The following is a 20,883-nucleotide window of genomic DNA, read 5'->3' as shown; positions in this document are numbered from 1 at the left end:
CTCGCCTTCGATAGGGGTATTGCGAAAGCCGTGTTTTCGTTAGCGAAAGGAGATACTATGAACACAACTGTTGTTCGCGCTGAAAACCTTGGCAAAACATATGGCGATTTTCGGGCACTTAAAGGGATCTCATTCACGATAGAGGCTGGACAGTGTTTCGGCTTCTTAGGTCATAACGGCGCCGGTAAGACAACGACAATGCGCATGATGTATGGCATGTCTACTGTTGAAGAAGGCGGACTGTGGCTGTTTGAACAGCCCATCAGGCTGACGCCGCCTGCAATTAAAGGCAGATTGGGCGTTGTTCCGCAGGAGGATAATCTTGATGATGATTTGACAGTCATTGAAAATTTGGAGGTATATGGCGTAGTTTACGGTTTAGACCGCGTCGAGTCCCGGGCACGCGGGAAGGAATTGCTCGGCTTCATGGGATTGGAAGACAAGGAAAACAGTGATATCGAGAGTTTGTCAGGTGGTCTAAAACGGCGTTTGGTGATTGCCCGGGCGCTGATGAACAGTCCGGAGATTGTCATCTTAGACGAGCCAACTACCGGACTTGACCCCCAGGCCCGTCATTTAGTGTGGCAAAAACTGAGGAGCCTCAAAGCTGAAGGGGTTACCCTTATTCTGACTACCCACTATATGGAAGAGGCAGTGCAGTTATGTGACCGATTAGTTATTATGCATGAAGGCATTATTCTTGATGAGGGCAGCCCGCGTGAGTTGATAGAACGCTGTGTCCTGCCCTACGTGGTTGAAGTGCATTTGCCGCTAGCTCAAGTGCCTGACGACGTAGAGGCTAAAGTAACGGCCTGGGGCGGCGAAGCAATCCGGGTGGTTGACGGCCTCTTTTTATACGCCGCCGACGGTGAAGCGCTGTGGCATCGTCTGGATGAGTGGGGGCTGCCCAAGCAGGCCTGTCTGTTGCGTCCAGCTAATCTTGAAGACGTGTTCTTAAAACTTACCGGCATGGGGAAAGAAGAGTAATGGCGATGCTGAAAATTTTCTACCGCCATATGGCGGTATTTCGCAAGATATGGTTTACAAATATTATGTTTAATTTTATTGAGCCACTGCTATACCTTACCGCAATGGGCTATGGTCTGGGGACGTTTGTTCAGGATATAAATGGCCTGTCGTATATTCAATATATAGCGCCCGGGATGGTAGCCTCGTCAGCCATGTTTGCCGCCTCTTTTGAGTGTACGTACGGCAGTTTTATCAGGCTCCACTATCAAAAGACCTTCCAGGCCATGCTGGCCGGGCCGGTGACTGTCCGCGACATTGTTGCCGGTGACATTTTGTATGCCACCTTTAAAAGTACGCTATTTGGGTTGGTCATCCTGACAGTAATTACCGTCCTTGGCCAGGTTCAGTCCTGGTGGGCGATCTTGATTCCGCTGTTTCTTGTGATTCCCGGTCTGACGTTTTCGCTCTTAGCGATATGTTACACTGGCATAACTGACAATATCGATAAATTCAATTATTATGTCACCTTATTCTTGACACCGTCTTATCTGTTTTCGGGCGTATTTTTTCCGATAAACTCTATGCCTGGCTGGGCGCAGGTGCTGGCTTGGTTTAATCCAATCTATCATAGTGTTGAGGTGTGCAGGGCCATGGCTTTAGGAAACATAAACCCCGGCCTGCTGGTGCATGCCGGGGTGCTGCTGGCGGTTGCCATAGTATTTATGCCGCTCGCAGTTAGGTTACTGACCAAGCGTCTTATTGTGTAAAAGTGTTTGGTTGCTATACCTTAAATCGCTCCACTGCACCGCGCAGGTGGTTAGCCATGGCACTCATTTCTTCGGCGCTGGCGGCGATCGTTTCCATCGTGGCAGTCGTTTCTTCTGTTGACGCCGAAACTGCTTGTGCGTTGGCAGCTGTTGTTTCAATACCGGAAGCTACCGAATTGATTAGTTGGATTATTTTATCTGAGGTGGCAACCTCATCGGCGGTAATATTACCAATGCTATCAATATCATGGACTGTGCTGTTAACGGCACTAAGTATATTATTCAAGGCTTCACCGGCATGGTTGACAGCTGATACGCCGTGTTCAACTTCGGTACGGCTGTGCTGGGTTGCGGCAACAGCTGCAGCCGTGCTTTCAGCAATTTTCTTAACAAGTTCGGCTACTTCGCTGGCGCCATGGTTAGACTGTTCAGCCAGTTTGCGAACTTCTTCAGCTACAACGGCAAAGCCGCGTCCGGCTTCACCGGCCCTTGCCGCTTCAATGGCGGCGTTTAAAGCCAACAGATTGGTCTGACTGGCAATATTGGTTATCGTGTCAGTCAACAAACCAATTTGCTCGGAATATTTACTTAACACAGCAATTTGTTCTTCTGTTTCGACGGTCTTTTCTTTTATTCCTGACATCCTGGTAACCGCTTCGGCTACCGTCCCGGAACCAGCGGTGGCCGTTTTCAGGGTAATTTTAGAGTTTCTGACAGAGGATTCGGCTAGCTTTCTGGCAATTTGAATCATGGATGATAATTCAAGCAGTACCTTGGAAGTATCTACTACCGCCTGGTTGCCGGATTCGGCTTCCTGGGCCACTTCCTGCACGTTGCGCGCCACCTCGGTGGCTGTTGATGATACCTCTTGGCTGGAGGCAGCTAGCTGCTCTGAGGCACCGGACAGTTCAACAGCAGCCTGACGTACTGTGCTGACAATCTTGCGCTGATCATCAATCATGGCATTAAAAGCCTGCGTCAGATGACCAATTTCGTCAGTTGAGTCCACGTGTTCCTGCACAGTCAGATTACCGTGCCCGACTTCGACTGTCATAGCCTGTAGCCGCTTAATGGGATTAACAATCAGCCTTGAGAAGAACAAGCCTAATGATAAGGCTAGAATAACCGCGGTAATAATCGATACCAGAATAGTTGTTGCTGCGTTAGTCGAATCCCGTTGGCCTTGTTCGTTAGCTGCGACAGCTTTTGCATCGCTGTAATCAGATAACTCTTTAAGTAGAACATTGGTGATATCTAAGTACTTTAACGCATTTTGTTCATAATTTTCATAAGCTAGCTGCTTTTGTCCGGCCATAACCATATCAAGACTTTTATTTCGGGCAGTGCGATAGGCGTTCAAGGCTTCTTTAAGCTTGACCAGCCTCTCTTGCTCATAATTATCCAGCGGGATTTTTTCATAGATAGTCATAAGTTCGTTAAATTCGGTAACCCGATTAGTAATTTCAGATGTAAGATGATTTTCGCGGGCTTTGTCGATATTGGGCAGGAATAATTCGACAATATTTGCTTCAATCGCCCGGGAGTGAGCTCTCATGGCATTCAGATATTTTACTGGCAGTAATCTGTTATCGTACATGTTATCTAGGCTGGTGCTTAGTTTGGCAGTAAAGTAATAACCGACATAGCCAACACAGGTCAAAAAGACGGTGACTAGCAATACTAGGCCAATTATTTTTTTGGCAGTCGCAAGATTTTTAACAAATTGCATAATAACCTCCACGCTCTTCATTGCTATATACTATGTAAAAAAACAGGCGCTGTGATATTCTCAGCTGTTTTCGACATACTTCTAGATATTTCCTTCAAAATGTGTTAGATTATTTGGAAATAATAAACCGCCAGTCTGCGGCAGCAGCTTGGCGGTTATGTAAATATCCCGGCAGGGCCGGGCCACATATTAACGAGAGCTAAGGTGACTTGTTTTTTTAAGCCTGTTAATTTTGGGGAGAGTGTCTGAGACGAAGGTAACCCGTCCGCAGGTGCGGCAATGGGTTGTACCATACATAGTATGGTCTAGATCAGTCTCAGGACACCCGGTAATTGCGTGCCAGAACCAGCGAGAAATAGACATTGTCTCACCCCTTCTTCAATAGTTTTCAATCCATTGTATCTTGCTGAGTACCTGATAGCAACAGCCGTGGCAAGCTGTAAAACAGCAACAGGAGGAGCACGGGTTTATTCTATGCTTATGGGTCGCCCAATCTCATAATTTGGCCGGATAGGGTACTGCTTCTAATATATGGTTATGAATTAGGTATTTATTTCGGATTTGCCGATGAAAATTAGAGAGAAGGTGAACTTATGAAGGCAGATAATCGTCATATAGCAACAGTTACCTTGGTAGGGGCGGCTGCTGGTTTTTTTCTGAGCTACCCTCATCAGCACACCTTCTGGGGCGCGCTGTTAACTAGTGGCTTTAGTGCCGCTATGGTCGGCGGCCTGGCTGACTGGTATGCTGTGACGGCGCTGTTCAGAAAGCCTTTGCAAATACCTTACCGTACCGCGATTATCCCGAGAAACCGCGACCGTATTTTTAAGGCAATTATTATTATGGTAGAAGAAGAACTCTTAACCGCCGATAATATCAGAGAAACATTACGCCAGGCTGGCTTAGCCAGGCTGATTATGCATTATGCCGGACAGGCTGAAGCCAGGCAGCAATTGCATATTTTAGCAGGTGGGTTTGTCCAGAAAGCCAGTGGTGCCATAGACACGGCTAAGATATCAGCCGCGATTGACCTGGTGCTTAGAGAACACAAAGATAAGGTAAAAATTGCGCCACTGGCTGGTCAGGCTCTGGACTGGTCGTTAGCAAGCGGTTTTGCAGATGAGTTGATCGATTTTGGAATTACGGAAATTAAACAGATGGCCCGCGAAAAATACATAACAGAAATTATCGCTACTATGTATAGCAGCGCCCTTAAAGACTATGCTGCCAGGCAGAACCAGCGCAAGTTTGCGGGTTGGATACTAGAGAACCTGCTCAGCCTTGATCCCGTCACAGTTGCTGGTATGATCCAGGAGCAGGCGGCAGGCTTGCTGGAAGGAATGTATAGCCGCGACCACCACCTGCGTCAGCGACTGAACGGCTGGCTTGTTAAGCTTGCTGATGACTTACAAACTGACGCTTTGCTCGGACAACAGGCAGAGGAAAAGTTAAGGCCAATAGCAGTAAAACTCGCAGAGCGACTGGCAGAGTATCAGGCTGCTGAACCAGAAATGGCTGCAGGTTGGTCTAAGTGGTTGGTCAGGCAGGCGGCAAAACTTGCCGACGACTTAACAGGTGATACTGGCAGGCAAGACCAGCTTGATGCACTGCTGGTTGACTGGTTGGTTAGGTGGGTGAATAAGAACCACGGTGAGATTGGGCGCCTTGTCGCCAGTTACCTGGAGAGCTTTAGCGATGCTGAGCTTGTAGACTATATTGAGTCAAAGGTTATGAACGATTTACAGATGATAAGGATTAACGGTTCTATTGTTGGCGGTTTGGTCGGTATAGTATTGTTCCTCATTATTTATGCAGTTGGGGTGAGGCCATGAGGGCGGTCAGGGGGCGGGCCAATCAAGCGCTGGCAGCGGCTGCCGGTTTATTTGTGATTGCCCTGGCGCTAACATCTTCTTATCCAGGCAACTGGTGGACTAATGCATTGTTAACCGTAGCTGAAGCCAGTTTGGCAGGCGGCGTAGCTGACTGGTTTGCAGTAACAGCACTATTTCGCCGTCCACTTGGCTTTCCTTATCATACTGCTCTTATTCCGCGGAACCGTGAACGGCTTATTGAAGGCTTAGCTCGTGCTGTGGAAAAAGACTTTCTTAGCAAAGAGTCTATAAATGTACGGCTGATCGAAGCTAACATTATTAAACAAGTGCTTACGCACACTGAGAGCATCAGCATTAGACCGTTTATCAGGCAAGCGGCTGATAAACTGATTGATGGGCTGGTACAGACATTTAATCCGGATACTGCCGTTAAATATTCCGAAAGAATGATTAAGCTTGTTCTAAAGCATCAATCAGCAGCGCCCCACGCTGAGGATGTTGTCCGTTGGTCTTTAGAGCAAGGCAGGGGACGGCAAATATATCTAGCGATTATCGGCGAACTTGCCATACTGGCGCGGGAGGAGAAAACCCGGGACACTATTTTTCTCTACTTGGAACAGGTCAAACAAAAAACAGCCAAGAAAAATTGGCTGTCCGCAATGGTTACTGGATTTATGGAAACCATTGATGGGATTAACCTGACAGATGCCGCCGATGCTTTACACCAGGAACTGATTAAAACAGTAGATGAACTCCAGGATGAAGATCATCCTGTCCGGCATTGGTTTGAAGATCAGCTTTCAGAGCTAACCATGAGGCTGGAAACGCCTGAGTGGGAAACGGCGATCAATGGCTGGAAAGATAGCCTGGTTACTCGAATTTCCCTTACTGAGCCGCTTACGGCATTAATTCAGGCTGTGCTGAATGCGCTCAGGCAGCCATCCGAGTATCGCCATTATGTGGCAGAATGGCTTGCTGGCCATGTAGAAAGCAGCTGGGAGCAGTTTAAACAGAGCCCCACGATGCAGATGCAGGCTGAGACCTATGTTAAGGTACTTATCAGGAACATGATTGATAACGAACATCATCTTGTGGGAAAGGTAGCAAGTCGTGCATTGCAGAAGCTTTCTGATGAGGATCTTAATCGGTTTATTGAAGACAAAGCAGGTGAAGACCTGGAGTGGATTCGAATTAACGGTGTTATCGTTGGCGGTTTGGCCGGGCTGGGGCTTGCAGTCTTTAAGGCACTAGTATAAAGAATAGTTCACGCAAACTGCGGGTCAACTGTGATGCCGTTTCAGGTGCCGTACTCTGTACAGCAGAATCATTTTCGGTCAGATCAAGCTAGAAAAGAGTCTCAGCATACATAGACGCTGAGACTCTTTTCCTATAATCTCATAGCTGCTTCTGCGGCTAACGGGGAGCGTTCACATTCTTCCGGAAGCATGGTAATCTGATAACAAAGCTTAGAGCCGATCATTTTTTCGCCGGCGTAGCACAGCCCATTTGACTGACTGTCTAAAAGTGGATTATCAATTTGTGCCGGATCACCCAGCATGATGATCTTTGTTCCTTGACCTGATCGGGTTAATACGGCTTTAGCCTGCCGGGGGGTTGAGTTCTGCATTTCATCAAACATGACCCAGTAGCGTTGTAGTGAGCGGCCGCGCTGATAGGCGAGGGCTTCAGTCTGGATAATACCTTTTTCAAACATCATACTTACGGTGTCTTCGGCTTGAGCAACATCTTTGTCATCGGTCATTGAGCAGCCGGACATTAAGGTAAACAGGTTATCTTTTATTGACCGCATATAGGGTTCTAACTTTTCCGACTCTGTTCCTGGAAGAAAACCAAGCCCCTCATCAAGCATACAGTGAGGCCGGCAGATCAAAATATGATGGTACTCTCTGGGACGACAGTCCATGTTTTTATATAGGCCTACCGCCAAAGAGTAAAAGGTTTTAGCCGTTCCGGCAGGGCCCTTGATAATTACGAGCGGTGCTTCTTCGGCGCTCATCATGAGACATTCCTGCATAAATATTTGTCCAACATTTCTTGGTATTACGCCAAAAGGATTACGGTTCCGGTATCTGAGCTGGACGATTTTTTGTCCGTCAAACCGGCCAAGAGCGGTATGACGGGCATTATCAGACGATTTTATTAGCAGAAATTGATTTGTGATAAAATGGGCAGGAGTCGTTAGTCCGGCGTTTTCATCATAGGCAAAAAGCTTTGCCGGGTCTAGGCAATTAACATCATCACGATAGAACTCATTAATAATCTCACTGGAGGTGTATACTGTCTGGCGGCCGGTATATTGTTGGTCGATACTTGCGACTTTGTCATTGCGGAAGTCTTCTGCCGGGATTTCAAGGATCGCCGCTTTGACCCGCATATTGGTATCCCGGCTTACAAGAATTGCCTGATAGCCGGTTTCCATTAAACCTTTGCATATTTGGAGAATCCGGTTATCGCCTTTTTCTTTGTCCCAGTGAACCGGCATTTCGGTACAGGTATGGTTGGCCTCAAGTCGCAGCACGCCGCCAAACTCATTAAGGGGAACACCCTCTAACAAGTTGCCTTGTAACCGGAACTTATCTATAAGTCTGCTGACGTGACGGCTATGGGCACCACGCTCACTGCTTTCCTTTTTAAAGCGGTCAAGCTCCTCAATCACGACTTCCGGGAGTACGATCATATGCTCATTGAAGGCGAATAAGGCATTAGGTGAGTGAAGCAAAACATTGGTATCAAGTACATAACATTTTGACATTAACTATGGCCCCCTCAAGTATGACGTAACGCTCTGGAATCAAAGCTATCCCCCTTCTTTATCTTTGCATAACTAAGGCTACGGTATATTGGCAAACTAGGTGCCTATGTTAAATTGTACTGGCGGTTAGGCTTGAGTATGTTAGTAATTTGTTAATTGGGTGTTAAATTCTGAACATGTGCCATATTCTGCACCACCTACCGGTAAGGGGCATATATTACAAAGAATTTGATGCATTTCCAAAAAAACATTCCCATGCTAATGATACGTAAGAATGACTGAGAATTTTGCAGTGCCGAAAGGACCAATTGGCAAAAGTTAAGTCCTTTCTTACTATTGTATGAGTGCTGGGGAGGGAAGGTAACCTGATTAGATGAGGTGGCTAAGATGAAAGCGGTTGGTTTGATTGGCGTAGGGCGCATGGGTAAAGTACTTACAGGCAAGTTAGCTGGTCATGTCAATCTTAAAATTTTTGACCGCGATGAGAACCGGCTGCAGGCGGTTGCCCAAGAGCTGGGTGTTTCAGCAGCCGCAAACCTTGAAGAGTTGGCTGATTGGGGCACGATACTCCTGGTCGTGCCTGACAGGGAAGTCATTAGTTTAATCAAAGACTTTAACCAGTTGGAACGGCCGATCAACATGATCAATGTGGCGACCAATGTGGCCAAACATGTGCTGGCAGTAACGGCTTCCCCGCAGGTTAGATGCATTGGGGCCAAATTTGTCGCGCAGGCGAGGGAAATGGCGCAGGGGGCTGAGCCTATTATTATTGTGGATGAACAGCCGGAGGAACTTGCCGCACTGGCCCAGGAGATATTAGCGCCGGCAGGCAAGATTATCCTTGGTCAGGCTGACTGTGTTACGTATATAAATACACAGGCTGCTGAAAAAGCGCTGACAGCCGCCGTGTTGCTTGAAGAGACACTGCGTTGCCAGCCCTACGGGAGCACCGATGTAATTAAAAGTGCCATTCGCCAGGTAGCCGCCGGGATAATGAAGGCCTATGCCGACGATGATCTTGGCCCGTTTGCCCGCGAGATTGTCCGGGCAGTAAAGGCAAAACTAGGTAAGTGATAAAGAAGAAGAGCTATCGGCAACCGCCGATAGCTCTTCTTCTACTTGGCTGCTGCCGCCTCTTATGGGGGTTCAGCGCCCTTATTATGCTCCACATTCTTCTAACAGTTTTTTTGCTTCGATATATAGGGCAATGCCTTGAGCCACTTTTTTCGCTTCCTTCATCGCTAGTACGACAGTAGCCGGTTCATGCACAACATCGCCGCCGGCGAAGACACCGCGCCGGGTAGTCATGCCATATGGGCGATCTTTGGTAATCACATAGCCCTTTTCGTTGACCTCAATGCCTGTGGTTGTTGAGACAATTCGGGCAGCCGGACGTTGGCCAATCGCCAAAATTACTTTGTCGGTATTGATCTTTTCTAAGCGCCCTGTCCCCCGGATATTTTTATCGTCGTCAATCTCCATTACTTCATACTCGAGACTGGTCAGTTTGTCTTGGCCAAAAAACTTCGTGGTACTGGCCAGCCAAATGAATTCTACGCCTTCCTCTTTTGCCTGCTGATATTCAGAAGGTAGGGCGGTAATCTCTTTTTCGGTGCGATGATAAACGACACTAGCTCTTGCGCCCAGGCGAATTGCGGTACGGGCAGCATCCATGGCTACATTGCCGGCACCAACAACAAGGACTTTATCGCCAAGCTGTACAGGCACTTCCCGGCGATCAACATTGCCGCCTCTGGCTAAAGCGACCATCTGTAAAAAGTAGCTGGCCTGCAGCACACCCGGCAAATCTTTGCCTGGAACATCAAGTGTGCGGGGCAAGGCTGTACCTGTGCCGATAAAGATAGCGTCATAGTCATCAGCAAACATTTCGTCAATCGTAATATCAGGCCCTACCAGAACTTCGGTGCTGAATGTCACACCCAGCCTTTCAATACGCTGGATTTCCCGCCGAACAACATCCTTTTTTAAGCGGAACTCGGGAATCCCGTATACTAAGACACCGCCAGGTTCGGATTGGCTTTCAAACACAGTAACCTCATAACCGGCTTTAGCCAGATCACCGGCCACTGTGAGACCAGCCGGGCCGGAGCCGATAACCGCTACTTTGCCCGCAAACTTGCTGGGCAGAGTATGCGCCGTAAGTTCCATTTCGGCGTCAAAATCAGCAATAAATTGTTCAAGCTTACCTATTCGGATGCCTTTTCCCTTTTTGGCCAGTATACAGGCACCTTCGCATTGCTTTTCATGCGGACATACTCTGCCGCATACGGCCGGGAGATTGCTGCGACGGGCAATAATAGTGCTGGCTTCGCCGACATTGCCTCTAGCCAGCGCGTCAATAAATTGAGGAATTTCATGTTCAATCGGACAGCCTGTCCGGCAGAGTGGGTTTTTGCAGCTTAAGCACCGCTTGGCTTCGGTAATAGCTTCACGGGGATTAAAGCTATTGTCAGGTTCATCAAACGAAAGTGAATTTTTAATTCTTGCATTGTCAGCCATAAGCCTAAGTCCCTCCTAACTCGTATCAATGGTGCATAAGAACTGTTTACCTAATACCCATACTTGTCAAAAAGGTTATACGATAATAATTGCAGCTAGGTCAATAGGCTTGTAACAATAGTACCAAAAGATAAAAGTCGAATCAAGTCGAATAATAAAGAAAAATAGCAAAGAGGCACGATCGACAAATAATGAGCGCTGTTGAGAACAATTGCCAGTCAAGCTAACAAAAGGTTGCTATGGTGGCTGCAAAACTCAAACAGGAGATAGTGGGTTCCGGATATAGGCAAAGGTTACAAAGAAGGCCAGGAAGCTTTATACGCTTCCTGGCCTTTTTCGTCCTGATAGAAAGTATAACTTTCTCCTGGATAAGGGCAACATTACCCCAAGGGCACAGGCGGCTTTTCCGCTTTCGCCAAAGGCTCGGCGAAAGCCGTGTTTTCTTTATCGTTATGTACCTTTTCGCCAACTGGCAAGTGCGCCTGTCCCCAGGCCGACGCCCATAAGTACCAGGATTAGTGCTATATAATGCTGCCATACCAGCTGTTCATTTAAGAACAGCGCTGAGGCGAAGAGGCCGACGACTGGCTGACCGTTTAAAAACAGCGAGGCTGTTGAGGCGCCAATATGATGAACACCGGTGTTCCACAATAGCGCGCCCAGGGCTGTGCTAAACCAACTGGAAAAGAGTAAAATGGCGAGTGGCCAAGGCTCAAAAGCGCCTTCGTACACCCAGACCGGGTTAGCAAATAAGCCGAGTAGTACCAGGGCAGGAGCTGCTACCAAGTGGCTGTAAGTCGTGACAATGAGCGGCGGGGCGTAAATCGTGCCATTTTTGACACACAGCGAACCGAAGACATAAGCGAGCATGGCAATGACCATGACGCCATCGCCCAAGAGGGTCGCTCCTACTGTATCAGCCTTGCCGGATATAATAAGCAATACCCCGGCCAGCCCTAAGACCACACCGAGTAATTTGTTCCGGCTAAGTGGTTCGCGAACAAGCCAACTGGCCAGCAGAGTGGTTAGCAACGGATTCAGTGCAAGTATCAGCGTAGCGTGCGTAGCGCTGGTTGCTTTTATGCCCCATGACAAGGCTATCTGGTGTAGGAATATATTAAACAGTGCCACACCGCAGATAGGCCCCCAGGCGGCCCGGGGTACAGGCTGCCAGCCGCCCGGATACAGTACAGCCGGCAGTAAGAAGGCAGCAGCCAGTACCATGCGAATACCGGCAAGAGCCAGGGGCGGATAATAATTGGTCAAATATTTAATCATAACGACATTGATGCCCCACAGGAAAATGACGGCAATCATCATCATGGTTATGCGATTATTATTCACAGGTAGTCTCCTTAGTATGGTTTACAGATCCACTATCACCGATAGTACCATGATGAATCAGTCTGAAGCAACCCTTTTATCGTAAACTAAAAAAAACACAAAATAGTCTAAAAAAAGTGTTATACCATTAGCAACATTCAGACTATAGAATTAAGTAAGACAAAATCTCAAACTAGATCCACAGTTAATTGAACTGCAAAATACAATTGGGGGGTACGGGTATGAATAAACTTAACAACCAGCTCCATCCTGCAGCTGCATTGCCTGAGCGGGTCATTCAGTTCGGCGAGGGCAATTTTTTACGGGCATTTGCCGACTGGATGATTCATCAGATGAATCAGCAGGGCTTGTTTAACGGCAGGGCCGTACTTGTGCAGCCCATTGCCGAAGGCTTATCTAAGCAGATCAACGAACAAGACGGGCTATACACGCTGTTCTTGCGTGGACTTAAAAACGGCCAGCCCTACGAGGAAAAAGAAATTATCAGCTCTGTGAGCCGTTGTATCAACCCCTATGGACAATGGAACGAATGTCTCGCCTGCGCCGAAAATGCGGACATCGAATTTGTTATCAGCAACACTACTGAGGCTGGGATTGCCTACGATCAGACTGATAAGCTGGAAAACCAACCGCCGGTATCTTTCCCAGGCAAGCTAACCGCTTATCTCTACCACCGTTTCGGCCATTTTAACGGTGATCCGGCCAAGGGTATGGTGATCCTGCCGTGTGAACTGATTGACCGCAATGGCGACAATCTGAAAAAAGTTGTATTGCAGTTAGCCGATGCCTGGCAGTTACCGGCAGAGTTTGCGAGCTGGATTGAGCAGCACAACTACTTCCTGAATACACTTGTTGACAGAGTTGTAACAGGCTATCCCCGTGATGAAATCAAAGAATTGGAAGCAAAGCTGGGTTATCAGGATACCATCTTAGACACCGGTGAACTGTTCCACCTCTGGGTTATTGAAGGCCCGGAACAGCTGGCTAACCGTCTGCCGTTTACTAAAGCCGGTCTTAACGTGATCTGGACCGATGACATGACTCCGTATCGAACTCGTAAGGTCAGGATTTTGAACGGGGCGCATACTTCATCAGTGCCGGCGGCCTTTCTGTACGGTCTTGATACTGTAGGCGAGATGATGGAGCATGATGTTATGGGTAAATATGTCCGGCAAATTGTTTTTGACGAAATTGTGCCGTCCATTAACCTTGATAAAGCCATGCTGGACGATTTTGCCGAAAGCGTGATGGAGCGGTTCCGTAATCCGTTCATTAAACATTATCTGTTAAGCATTCTCCTGAATTCATCTTCTAAATTTAAGGCCAGAGTGCTGCCGTCCATCCTGGAGTACAAAACTAAACATGGCAGCTTGCCGGTCAAGCTGACCTTCTCACTGGCTGCCCTGATTGCCGTATACAAAGACGGTCAAGTTGAAGGATCTGGAATGAAGGCCCGGCGCGAACAAGGCGATTTCGTCATGAAAGATGATGTACCTGTGCTGGAGTTCTTTGCTGAAGTGTGGACAGCGTTTGACGGCTCCCCTGAGTCGGCAAGCCAAGTTGCACAAAGAGTACTAGCCAATATCAGTCTATGGGGTCAGGATTTGACGCAAGTGGAAGGGCTTGTTGCCAAGACAGGCGACTACCTCTATCGCATTGCGACCAATGGTATGAGAGCCGCTGTACAAACGATTGTGGATTAAGGAGGTGCTGACTTGTCACACTTAAAAATTCATGAAAAAGATAATGTTGCCGTAGTTCTTCATCCTGCCGAGGGCGCTAAGGCCGGCAGAGGTCATAAAGTAGCCTTGACTGATATTCGCGCCGGTGAGCATATCATCAAATACGGTTTTCCTATTGGTCACGCCACGTCTGATATCAAGGCCGGCGACTGGGTTCATACCCACAACATTAAGACCAATTTAGGAGACATTCTAGAGTATCAATATCAGCCTGAGCCCGCAGCAGACCAGGCGACACGTGATTGCCCGACTTTTCAAGGCTATCGCCGGGCCAACGGGAAGGTTGGTGTCCGTAACGAAGTATGGATTATTCCTACCGTGAGCTGTGTCAATCAGAATATTAGGCTGATGGCCCAGCAGGCAACGGCTCGGTTTAAGGGCACGCCCAATGTCGATGGCGTTTTTGAGATTACCCATCCATATGGTTGTTCGCAGTTAGGGGATGACCATAGCAGTACACAGCGCATTTTAGCTGACTTGGTGCGCCATCCCAATGCCGGGGCTGTGCTGGTGGTTGGCTTGGGGTGTGAAAACAACTATATTGACGACTTTAAAAAAGTGCTGGGCGATTACGACCCTGAGCGGGTAAGGTTTTTGGTGGCTCAGGAAGTGGAGGACGAGATTGCCGCCGGGGTAGAACTGCTTGGCGACCTTGTCCAATATGCCTCAGGGTTTAACCGGGAAGCTTGTCCGGTGTCAGAACTGGTCATTGGTCTTAAATGCGGCGGCTCTGACGGGTTTTCAGGTATCACTGCCAATCCTCTGGTCGGCGCGTTCTCTGACAGTCTCCTTGCTTGTGGTGGCAGCACTGTGCTGACTGAAGTGCCGGAGATGTTTGGGGCGGAAACAATTCTGATGAACCGGGCTATCGATTGTGCTGTATTCGACAAGACGGTACAGCTGATTAATGACTTCAAAGCGTACTTCCAAGGCTATAACCAGCCGATTTATGAAAACCCCTCGCCTGGTAACAAAGAAGGTGGCATCAGCACACTGGAAGAAAAATCGCTAGGCTGCACCCAAAAAGGTGGAAGAGGCCGGGTGACAGATGTACTAGGTTATGCCGGGCAGGTTACTAAAAAAGGGCTGACACTCTTAAGTTCGCCTGGCAATGACATGGTTGCCGCTACCGCTTTGGCGGCTGCCGGCTGCCAGATCATCCTCTTTACTACAGGGCGGGGCACGCCGCTTGGCACAGTGGTACCTACTGTTAAAGTCGCTACCAACAGTGAGGTGTTTGCCCGCAAAACTAATTGGATGGATTTCGATGCCGGACAGCTGCTTGCCGGCGTGAGTATGCAGCAACTGAATGAGCAATTTTTTGCCTATGTCGTTGAAGTGGCTTCAGGTAAGCCAACCAAAGCAGAGCACATGGGTTTTAGAGAGATTGCCATATTTAAGAACGGTGTAACCCTGTAAGTCAGGCTAAAAAAAACACAAAATTACCTAAAAAAACTAATATACTAAATATTTTGAAAGAACAGTAAAATGTACAAAGAACCCTATGCGTAATTTTAATAAATATTGCAAGGAGGTATGACGTGGAGACGCTCAAAAAAATTGCTCTAGCTATAGATACCCTATTCGAAAGTTTTGCGCTTCTAGGCCTCGCCAGTATGATTCTTATTGTTATCACCCAGGTCATGACCCGGAAACTTTTCAATTTCGTATTCTTCTGGTCTGAGGAGATGACACTGCTTCTTTTAGTCTGGTTCGCGTTTATGGGTATGGCGATTGGCTTTCGTGAAGATTTACATCTTGGTGTTGACTCTTTTACTGCTTTTTTACCTGACATGGTTAACCGTATCCTTGATAAAATTATCGGACTCTCTATTTTTGGCTTCGGCGTGTATCTAATTGTTTACGGCTGGGATTTTACCGTCATGATGCACGAATCCACCTTGGCGGCCACTAAGCTGCCTAACAGTATACTGTATTTAGTTTTGCCTGTGTCCGGCGTTATGACGTGTGCTTATTCAGCCCTGCAGGTTGCCGGTTTTGATACCAAACGTCACAAAGGCAATGAAGTTGAAATGGGCGGCGCTATGGGAGGTGAGGAATAGTGGACCAGCAAGCAGTAGCAGTTACCTTACTCGTTGTTAGTTTTATCGGATTCATGGTTCTCAGATTCCCGGTAGCAATGGTACTAGCCTTTTCTACTATGCTGACTATGATTTACATGGATCTGCCGCTGGCCGTACTCGGCCAACAAATGATTCAAGGGATTAGCAGCTTTTCGCTCCTAGCCATTCCGTTTTTTATTCTTACTGGACAAATTATGGGTGAAGGCGGCTTGGCCGTCAGAATGGTTAACCTAGCATATCTGATTGTCGGACGCATTCGGGGCGGCTTGGCGCTTGTTAACTGCGTAGCCTGTATGTTCTTCGGCAATATCTCGGGCTCGGCGGTAGCTGATGCCTCTTCAGTAGGCTCTGTTATGATCCCGATGATGAAGAAAAAGGGCTATGATGCCGACTACTCAGTAGGACTAACAATTTCTTCAGCGATTCAAGGCGTTGTTGTTCCGCCAAGTCATAACCTGGTTTTATACTCTATTGTCGCTGGCGGCATCTCTATTAAAAGCCTGTTCTTAGCCGGTATTGTTCCTGGATTTATCTTACTTGGTACCCTTATGACTGTTGCCTATATCATCGCCCGTAAACGCGGCTATCAAAAAGGCGACCCAATTGACAAGTCTCAAGTTCCCAGTATCCTGTTCCATGGTCTTCTGTCTTTATCACCGGCTGTTATTATTCTCGGTGGCATTATCTCCGGTTGGTTTACAGCTACGGAGTCGGGTGCTATGGCTGCGCTGTATTCCTTTATTCTGGCTTTCGGCGTGTACCGTGAGGCACCGCTGTCATCTATGATTCCTGTGCTTAAGCGTACCCTTCGTACTGTGCTTATGGTGTACTTCTTAATAGCCGCCTCTGCGGCCTTTGGTTGGGTACTTGCCTACCTTAAGATCCCTATGCTTGTTACCGACTTCTTCATGAGCGTTTCAGACAGCCCAATTGTCATTATGATGCTGATCAATATTCTGCTGCTGATCTTGGGCGGCCCAATGGATATGGCTCCAATGATCCTGATTATGACGCCTATTCTGCTGCCTGTGTGTACTGCAATTGGCATTGATCCAGTACACTTTGGCTTGATTCTCATCTTCAACGCCGGCATGGGGCTCTTAACACCGCCGGTTGGTACAGTTCTATTCGTTGGCTGCGCTATTGGCGGGGTAACACTGTCCCAAGGAACTAAGGCGATGATGCCGTTCTTCTATGCCATGATTGCAGTCCTGCTGCTCATTACCTATGTTCCGCAGACTGTTATGTGGCTGCCCACAATGTTTAAATAGTAGGTACTATTAACTTATGGGGATTCATCCCAACATTATTTAAGGGGGATATTAATAATGAACAGAAAGAAACTGATTGCGGGTGCTCTGTCCTTGCTGCTGGCCGGTTCGCTTTTCGCTGGCTGCGGTTCCAAAGACAGCGGTTCGGCTGAAAAGAAAGCCGAAGGAGCTAAGTACACGTTCCGCTTAGCAGAAACCCATCCGGCCGATTACCCCACTACCCTGGGTGACAAAAAATTTGCCGAACTGGTTAATGAACGGACAAAAGGCCGCATCAAAATTGAAGTATTCCCATCCTCTCAGCTTGGCGAAGAAAAGGCTGTTATTGAGCAAGTACAGCTTGGTGCCATTGAGTTTACTCGCGTAAGCTCCTCGCCACTGGCTGAATTCAACAAAGCCTTTGGTGTATTCTCACTGCCTTATATCTTTGACAATGACGCTCATATGTGGAAGTTTCTTAGCGGTGAAGCCGGTAATAAGATGCTTGACGGTCTGGAAAAATCAAAAATGAAGGGCCTGGCTTACTATAGCTCTGGTTCCCGCAGCTTCTATACCAAGAAGCCAGTCGCCAAGGTTGAAGACCTGAAAGGTCTCAAAATCCGTGTGCAACAAAATAAGATCAATATGGATCTCATTAGTGCTCTGGGTGCCAGTGCTACCCCCATGCCTTACGGCGAAGTATTCAGCGGCCTGCAGACCGGCGTAATTGACGGCGCTGAAAACAATTCGCCCAGCTATTTGACTGCTAACCACTATCAAGCAGTTAAGAACTTCATTCTGGACGGACACCAACGTGTTCCTGAAGTACTCTTAATCAGCAAAGTGACTTGGGATAAGCTGTCTGAAGAAGACCGCAAAATCATTAAACAAGCCGCTATTGATTCAGTAGCAACCCAACGAGATCTGTGGGAGAAGTTTGAAAAAGAATCCATGGACAAACTTAAAGCCAACGGCGTAGTAGTTACTGAGGTTAACGACGTTAAACCGTGGCAAGCAGCTGTTAAGCCTGTTATTGATAAACATGGTGAGAACTACAAAGAAGAATTGGCTGCTATCGAGCAAGCTCGCAAGTAATAGTCATAAAAGTAGGGAGATGCCGTGAGGCTTCTCCCTATTTGTTATCCTGTTAGAAAGTATAACTTTCTAACAGGATAAGGGCAACATCGGCTTCCGCTGTCGCCAAAGGCTCGGCGCAAGCCGTGTTTTCTTTATAGTAAGCAGGATATAAAATTTGTATCGCGAAATATTATTACTTATGAGAAAATCATTACTTAAGTTTATTAGTGAAACCATTTGGTTGAAAGACCAACTGTTAACAGCCAAGTTATTTACTTTTTCAGCAGTACTTGTTATCATCCCCATGGTCGTAGTTGGAGTTATCTCTTATTACCGTTCCTCCACAATTCTCGAAGGGGAGGTAAGGAATTATAGCTGGCAGATTAATGAGCAGGTTAAAACTCAGATTGAATATTATCTGCGGGATGTTGAGATAAATTCGCTTAAAATACTCAACGATCACGACATGATCAACTTTTTAAAAGCGGGCGAAGTCAGCGACGTTAAGCGTCTGGAGCTGATTGAAGCAGTTCGGGAGCTTTTGGTGAGTATAGCCTATTCGCGTTCCGATATTTCGAGTGTAGCAGTAGTGATCGATGGTGTTGGTGTCATTGACAGCCTGGGTTACAGGGGACCGTATCCTGTTGGTGAACTTGAGAAAGAATACTGGTATGCGTCAGTACCAGCCAACGGCAACTCCATGCTGGTCAGCCGCATTATTAAATGGGGTAACGAGCAAGAGCCTGTCATAACGATTGCCAGGCGAATCCATAGTCCGTATACGCTGGAACCCATGGGCATGCTGCTTATTGATGTGAACTTCCGCCGCCTCCAGGATCTTGCTGACGAGGTGAACAGTGTCGGCAAAAGCTCCTTCTATATTTTAGATGCAGAGGGCCACTATGTATACCATCCTGACAGTTCTAAGCTTGGACGGCGTTCAGAGCTTCTCAATCTGGAGAGCATCCTGTCGTTACAGGACAACTCCTTTATATCAGAGCAAGACCAGGTAGTTATTCTAAACCATTCCTCCTCCTTGGGCTGGCGGTTTGTTACAGCCATTCCCCGGGCTGAACTGTTTAAAGGGACAGCCCATATTGGTTTTACTATCCTTTGGACAGTTGTCATTACGCTCCTTATTGCCTATGTGCTGGGCGTCAGTTTTGCCAGCACGATTATCAGGCCTATCCGCCGCTTACAGCGGTTTATGAAAAACGTACAGGTTGGGGATTTCTCACGGCGATTGCCTGTGGAATCAAGTGATGAAATCGGGCAGCTTACGAATGGCTTTAACCAAATGGTCGAGAAACTTTCGGAGCTTATGGAAGAGGTATACTTTTCTAAATTACGGGAAACAGAAATGTCGTTGGGGCAAAAAGAAATGGAACTAAAGGTGCTGCAGTCGCAAATCAACCCACACTTTCTCTGCAATTCACTGGAAACCATTCGCGGCATGGCTCTGGAACAGAATATGGGCGACATCGCTGCGATGGCCGCATCGCTTGGTACGCTCTTAAGGTACAACTTAAAGACAGTATCGCCTACGGTGACCTTGCGCGAGGAAATCAATTTCTGCACCGTCTACCTTAAAATTCAACAGTACCGATTTGATAAAAATGTTAAATACTGCTTTGAAATCCCCCAGTGGGCCATGAATGCGATGATTGTTAAATTCTCCCTGCAGCCTTTAGTTGAAAACTGTTTTGTCCACAGTGTTGGGGCTGGGCCTGAACCAACCCGCATCATTATCTCGGCTTATCAGCAGTCCGATAACCTCATTATCCGGGTGGCCGACACCGGGGTAGGTATGGTAGAGAGTGTGTTGGACAAGATTAACCATGACCTTATTAATAAAGACATCACTGCCGGCGGTGCCAATATCGGGATAGTCAATGTCCATCGCCGGATTGTCAACCTTTTTGGCCCCGATTATGGGGTAACCGTTGAGAGTATCCCAGGCCAAGGCACAACGGTGCTGGTCAAGTTGCCACTTGTTAAAAAGGAAGAGGGCGGGGACCACAATGAACAATATTCTTATTGTGGATGATGAAAAATGGGTTCGGTCTGCCCTCAAATGGACAGTCGAACAGACCGGCCTGCCGGTAAAGGTCGCCGGCGAATGTAGCAATGGTTTGGAAGCGTTGGATTGGCTAAAGACCAATCAGGTCGATTTAGTGCTTGCTGACATTACCATGCCGGTTATGACCGGGCTGACGTTTTTAGAAAACCTTAGGCAGGCTGGCAATGAACAGGATGTCATCTTTATTACGGTAAACGAAGATTTTTGTTGTGTCCAGCAGGCCCTCCGGGCAGGGGCCATTGATTACCTCTTAAAGCCAGTCGAAGAAGAGCAGCTTACTGCTTGTCTGACAAAATGGCTAACCCGCCGGAACAAAGCGGCTAAGGAGCAGGAAGCCGGAGAACCTTTGCGGGTTACTCCGCTGTCGCCTGTAGAACAGGTACTAAAATATATTGAATCATTGCCGCCCGGCCAAATAACACTGGCTGAGGCTGCCAAGCATGTATACATGAACCCAAGTTATCTAAGTCAATTGTTTAAGCAGCAGCAAGGGATTAATTTTATTGACTATGTGACTCAGATTAGACTAAAAGAGGCCAAACGTCTCCTGTCTTCAACTACCCTCAGAATTTCTGAGATTGCTGAGCGTTTAGGGTACTCGGATCTGGCCTATTTTACCAATATATTCAAAAAAAGCTGTCAGGTTACACCGTCAGAGTACCGGAAAACTCAGGGGCGTCATTAGGAGTCAAACAGTCCCATGCCCACCGTGCATG

The 20,883-nt window shown here is 47.5% G+C and carries 16 protein-coding genes; 12 read left to right on the top strand and 4 right to left on the bottom strand.

What is annotated here, in order from left to right; all coding sequences use genetic code 11:
- The first annotated feature begins 57 nt into the window (after nucleotides 1–57).
- Together VN447_RS01960 and VN447_RS01955 are read left to right on the top strand one after the other, a co-directional pair.
- Nucleotides 58–987, top strand: coding sequence for an ABC transporter ATP-binding protein (locus VN447_RS01960; protein WP_325522266.1), 930 nt, complete (start codon nucleotides 58–60; stop codon nucleotides 985–987).
- Entirely contained in the window at nucleotides 987–1,736 is a 750-nt protein-coding gene (locus tag VN447_RS01955; RefSeq protein ID WP_325522264.1) for an ABC transporter permease, read from the top strand. Before VN447_RS01960 ends, VN447_RS01955 begins: the two co-directional genes overlap by 1 nt.
- Nucleotides 1,737–1,749: 13 nt before the next feature.
- On the opposite strand, the gene VN447_RS01950 is transcribed toward VN447_RS01955, so the two are convergent.
- The gene (locus VN447_RS01950) at nucleotides 1,750–3,465 is read right to left on the bottom strand and encodes a methyl-accepting chemotaxis protein (protein ID WP_325522262.1); all 1,716 of its coding nucleotides are present in this window, start codon (nucleotides 3,463–3,465) and stop codon (nucleotides 1,750–1,752) included.
- Nucleotides 3,466–4,058: 593 nt separating this feature from the next.
- Between VN447_RS01950 and VN447_RS01945 the strand changes: the two genes are divergently transcribed.
- Both VN447_RS01945 and VN447_RS01940 read left to right on the top strand, forming a co-directional pair.
- On the top strand, nucleotides 4,059–5,297 hold the full coding sequence (locus VN447_RS01945) for a DUF445 domain-containing protein (RefSeq protein ID WP_325522260.1): 1,239 nt from the start codon (nucleotides 4,059–4,061) through the stop codon (nucleotides 5,295–5,297).
- Entirely contained in the window at nucleotides 5,294–6,553 is a 1,260-nt protein-coding gene (locus VN447_RS01940; RefSeq protein WP_325522258.1) for a DUF445 domain-containing protein, read from the top strand. Before VN447_RS01945 ends, VN447_RS01940 begins: the two co-directional genes overlap by 4 nt.
- A 131-nt stretch (nucleotides 6,554–6,684) precedes the next feature.
- On the opposite strand, the gene VN447_RS01935 is transcribed toward VN447_RS01940, so the two are convergent.
- Complete coding sequence (locus VN447_RS01935) at nucleotides 6,685–8,070, bottom strand: PhoH family protein (protein WP_325522256.1); 1,386 nt, start codon at nucleotides 8,068–8,070, stop codon at nucleotides 6,685–6,687.
- A 387-nt stretch (nucleotides 8,071–8,457) separates the two neighbouring features.
- Between VN447_RS01935 and VN447_RS01930 the strand changes: the two genes are divergently transcribed.
- Nucleotides 8,458–9,144 (top strand): NAD(P)-binding domain-containing protein, encoded by a 687-nt coding sequence (locus VN447_RS01930; protein WP_325522254.1) that lies wholly within the window; start codon nucleotides 8,458–8,460, stop codon nucleotides 9,142–9,144.
- An 84-nt stretch (nucleotides 9,145–9,228) separates the two neighbouring features.
- Here VN447_RS01930 and VN447_RS01925 read toward each other — a convergent pair whose 3' ends face one another.
- A complete protein-coding gene (locus tag VN447_RS01925; protein WP_325522252.1) occupies nucleotides 9,229–10,590 on the bottom strand; it encodes an NAD(P)-dependent oxidoreductase in 1,362 nt (453 codons plus the stop codon).
- A gap of 450 nt (nucleotides 10,591–11,040) precedes the next feature.
- On the bottom strand, nucleotides 11,041–11,934 hold the full coding sequence (locus tag VN447_RS01920) for a DMT family transporter (RefSeq protein ID WP_325522250.1): 894 nt from the start codon (nucleotides 11,932–11,934) through the stop codon (nucleotides 11,041–11,043).
- Between the two features lie 221 nt (nucleotides 11,935–12,155).
- Here VN447_RS01920 and VN447_RS01915 point away from each other — a divergent pair, with 221 nt between their 5' ends.
- The 7 genes from VN447_RS01915 (at nucleotide 12,156) to VN447_RS01885 (ending at nucleotide 20,852) form a co-directional block, all read left to right on the top strand.
- Nucleotides 12,156–13,637, top strand: a complete 1,482-nt coding sequence (locus VN447_RS01915) for a tagaturonate reductase (protein WP_325522248.1) — start codon at nucleotides 12,156–12,158, stop codon at nucleotides 13,635–13,637.
- Nucleotides 13,638–13,664: 27 nt separating this feature from the next.
- On the top strand, nucleotides 13,665–15,095 hold the full coding sequence (locus VN447_RS01910) for a UxaA family hydrolase (protein WP_414714864.1): 1,431 nt from the start codon (nucleotides 13,665–13,667) through the stop codon (nucleotides 15,093–15,095).
- A gap of 122 nt (nucleotides 15,096–15,217) precedes the next feature.
- The gene (locus VN447_RS01905; RefSeq protein WP_325522244.1) at nucleotides 15,218–15,739 is read left to right on the top strand and encodes a TRAP transporter small permease; all 522 of its coding nucleotides are present in this window, start codon (nucleotides 15,218–15,220) and stop codon (nucleotides 15,737–15,739) included.
- The gene (locus tag VN447_RS01900; protein ID WP_325522242.1) at nucleotides 15,739–17,031 is read left to right on the top strand and encodes a TRAP transporter large permease; all 1,293 of its coding nucleotides are present in this window, start codon (nucleotides 15,739–15,741) and stop codon (nucleotides 17,029–17,031) included. Before VN447_RS01905 ends, VN447_RS01900 begins: the two co-directional genes overlap by 1 nt.
- A 57-nt stretch (nucleotides 17,032–17,088) precedes the next feature.
- The gene (locus VN447_RS01895; RefSeq protein WP_325522240.1) at nucleotides 17,089–18,105 is read left to right on the top strand and encodes a TRAP transporter substrate-binding protein; all 1,017 of its coding nucleotides are present in this window, start codon (nucleotides 17,089–17,091) and stop codon (nucleotides 18,103–18,105) included.
- A gap of 157 nt (nucleotides 18,106–18,262) precedes the next feature.
- The gene (locus tag VN447_RS01890) at nucleotides 18,263–20,134 is read left to right on the top strand and encodes a sensor histidine kinase (protein WP_325522238.1); all 1,872 of its coding nucleotides are present in this window, start codon (nucleotides 18,263–18,265) and stop codon (nucleotides 20,132–20,134) included.
- Nucleotides 20,109–20,852, top strand: a complete 744-nt coding sequence (locus tag VN447_RS01885) for a response regulator transcription factor (protein WP_325522236.1) — start codon at nucleotides 20,109–20,111, stop codon at nucleotides 20,850–20,852. Before VN447_RS01890 ends, VN447_RS01885 begins: the two co-directional genes overlap by 26 nt.
- The last annotated feature ends 31 nt before the right edge of the window (nucleotides 20,853–20,883 follow it).

The organism is Sporomusa sp., from assembly GCF_035561155.1.
Taxonomy (GTDB): Bacteria; Bacillota; Negativicutes; order Sporomusales; family Sporomusaceae; genus Sporomusa.
The sequence above is the reverse complement of the archived record's forward strand: the minus strand, read 5'-3'. Positions and strand labels throughout refer to the sequence as shown.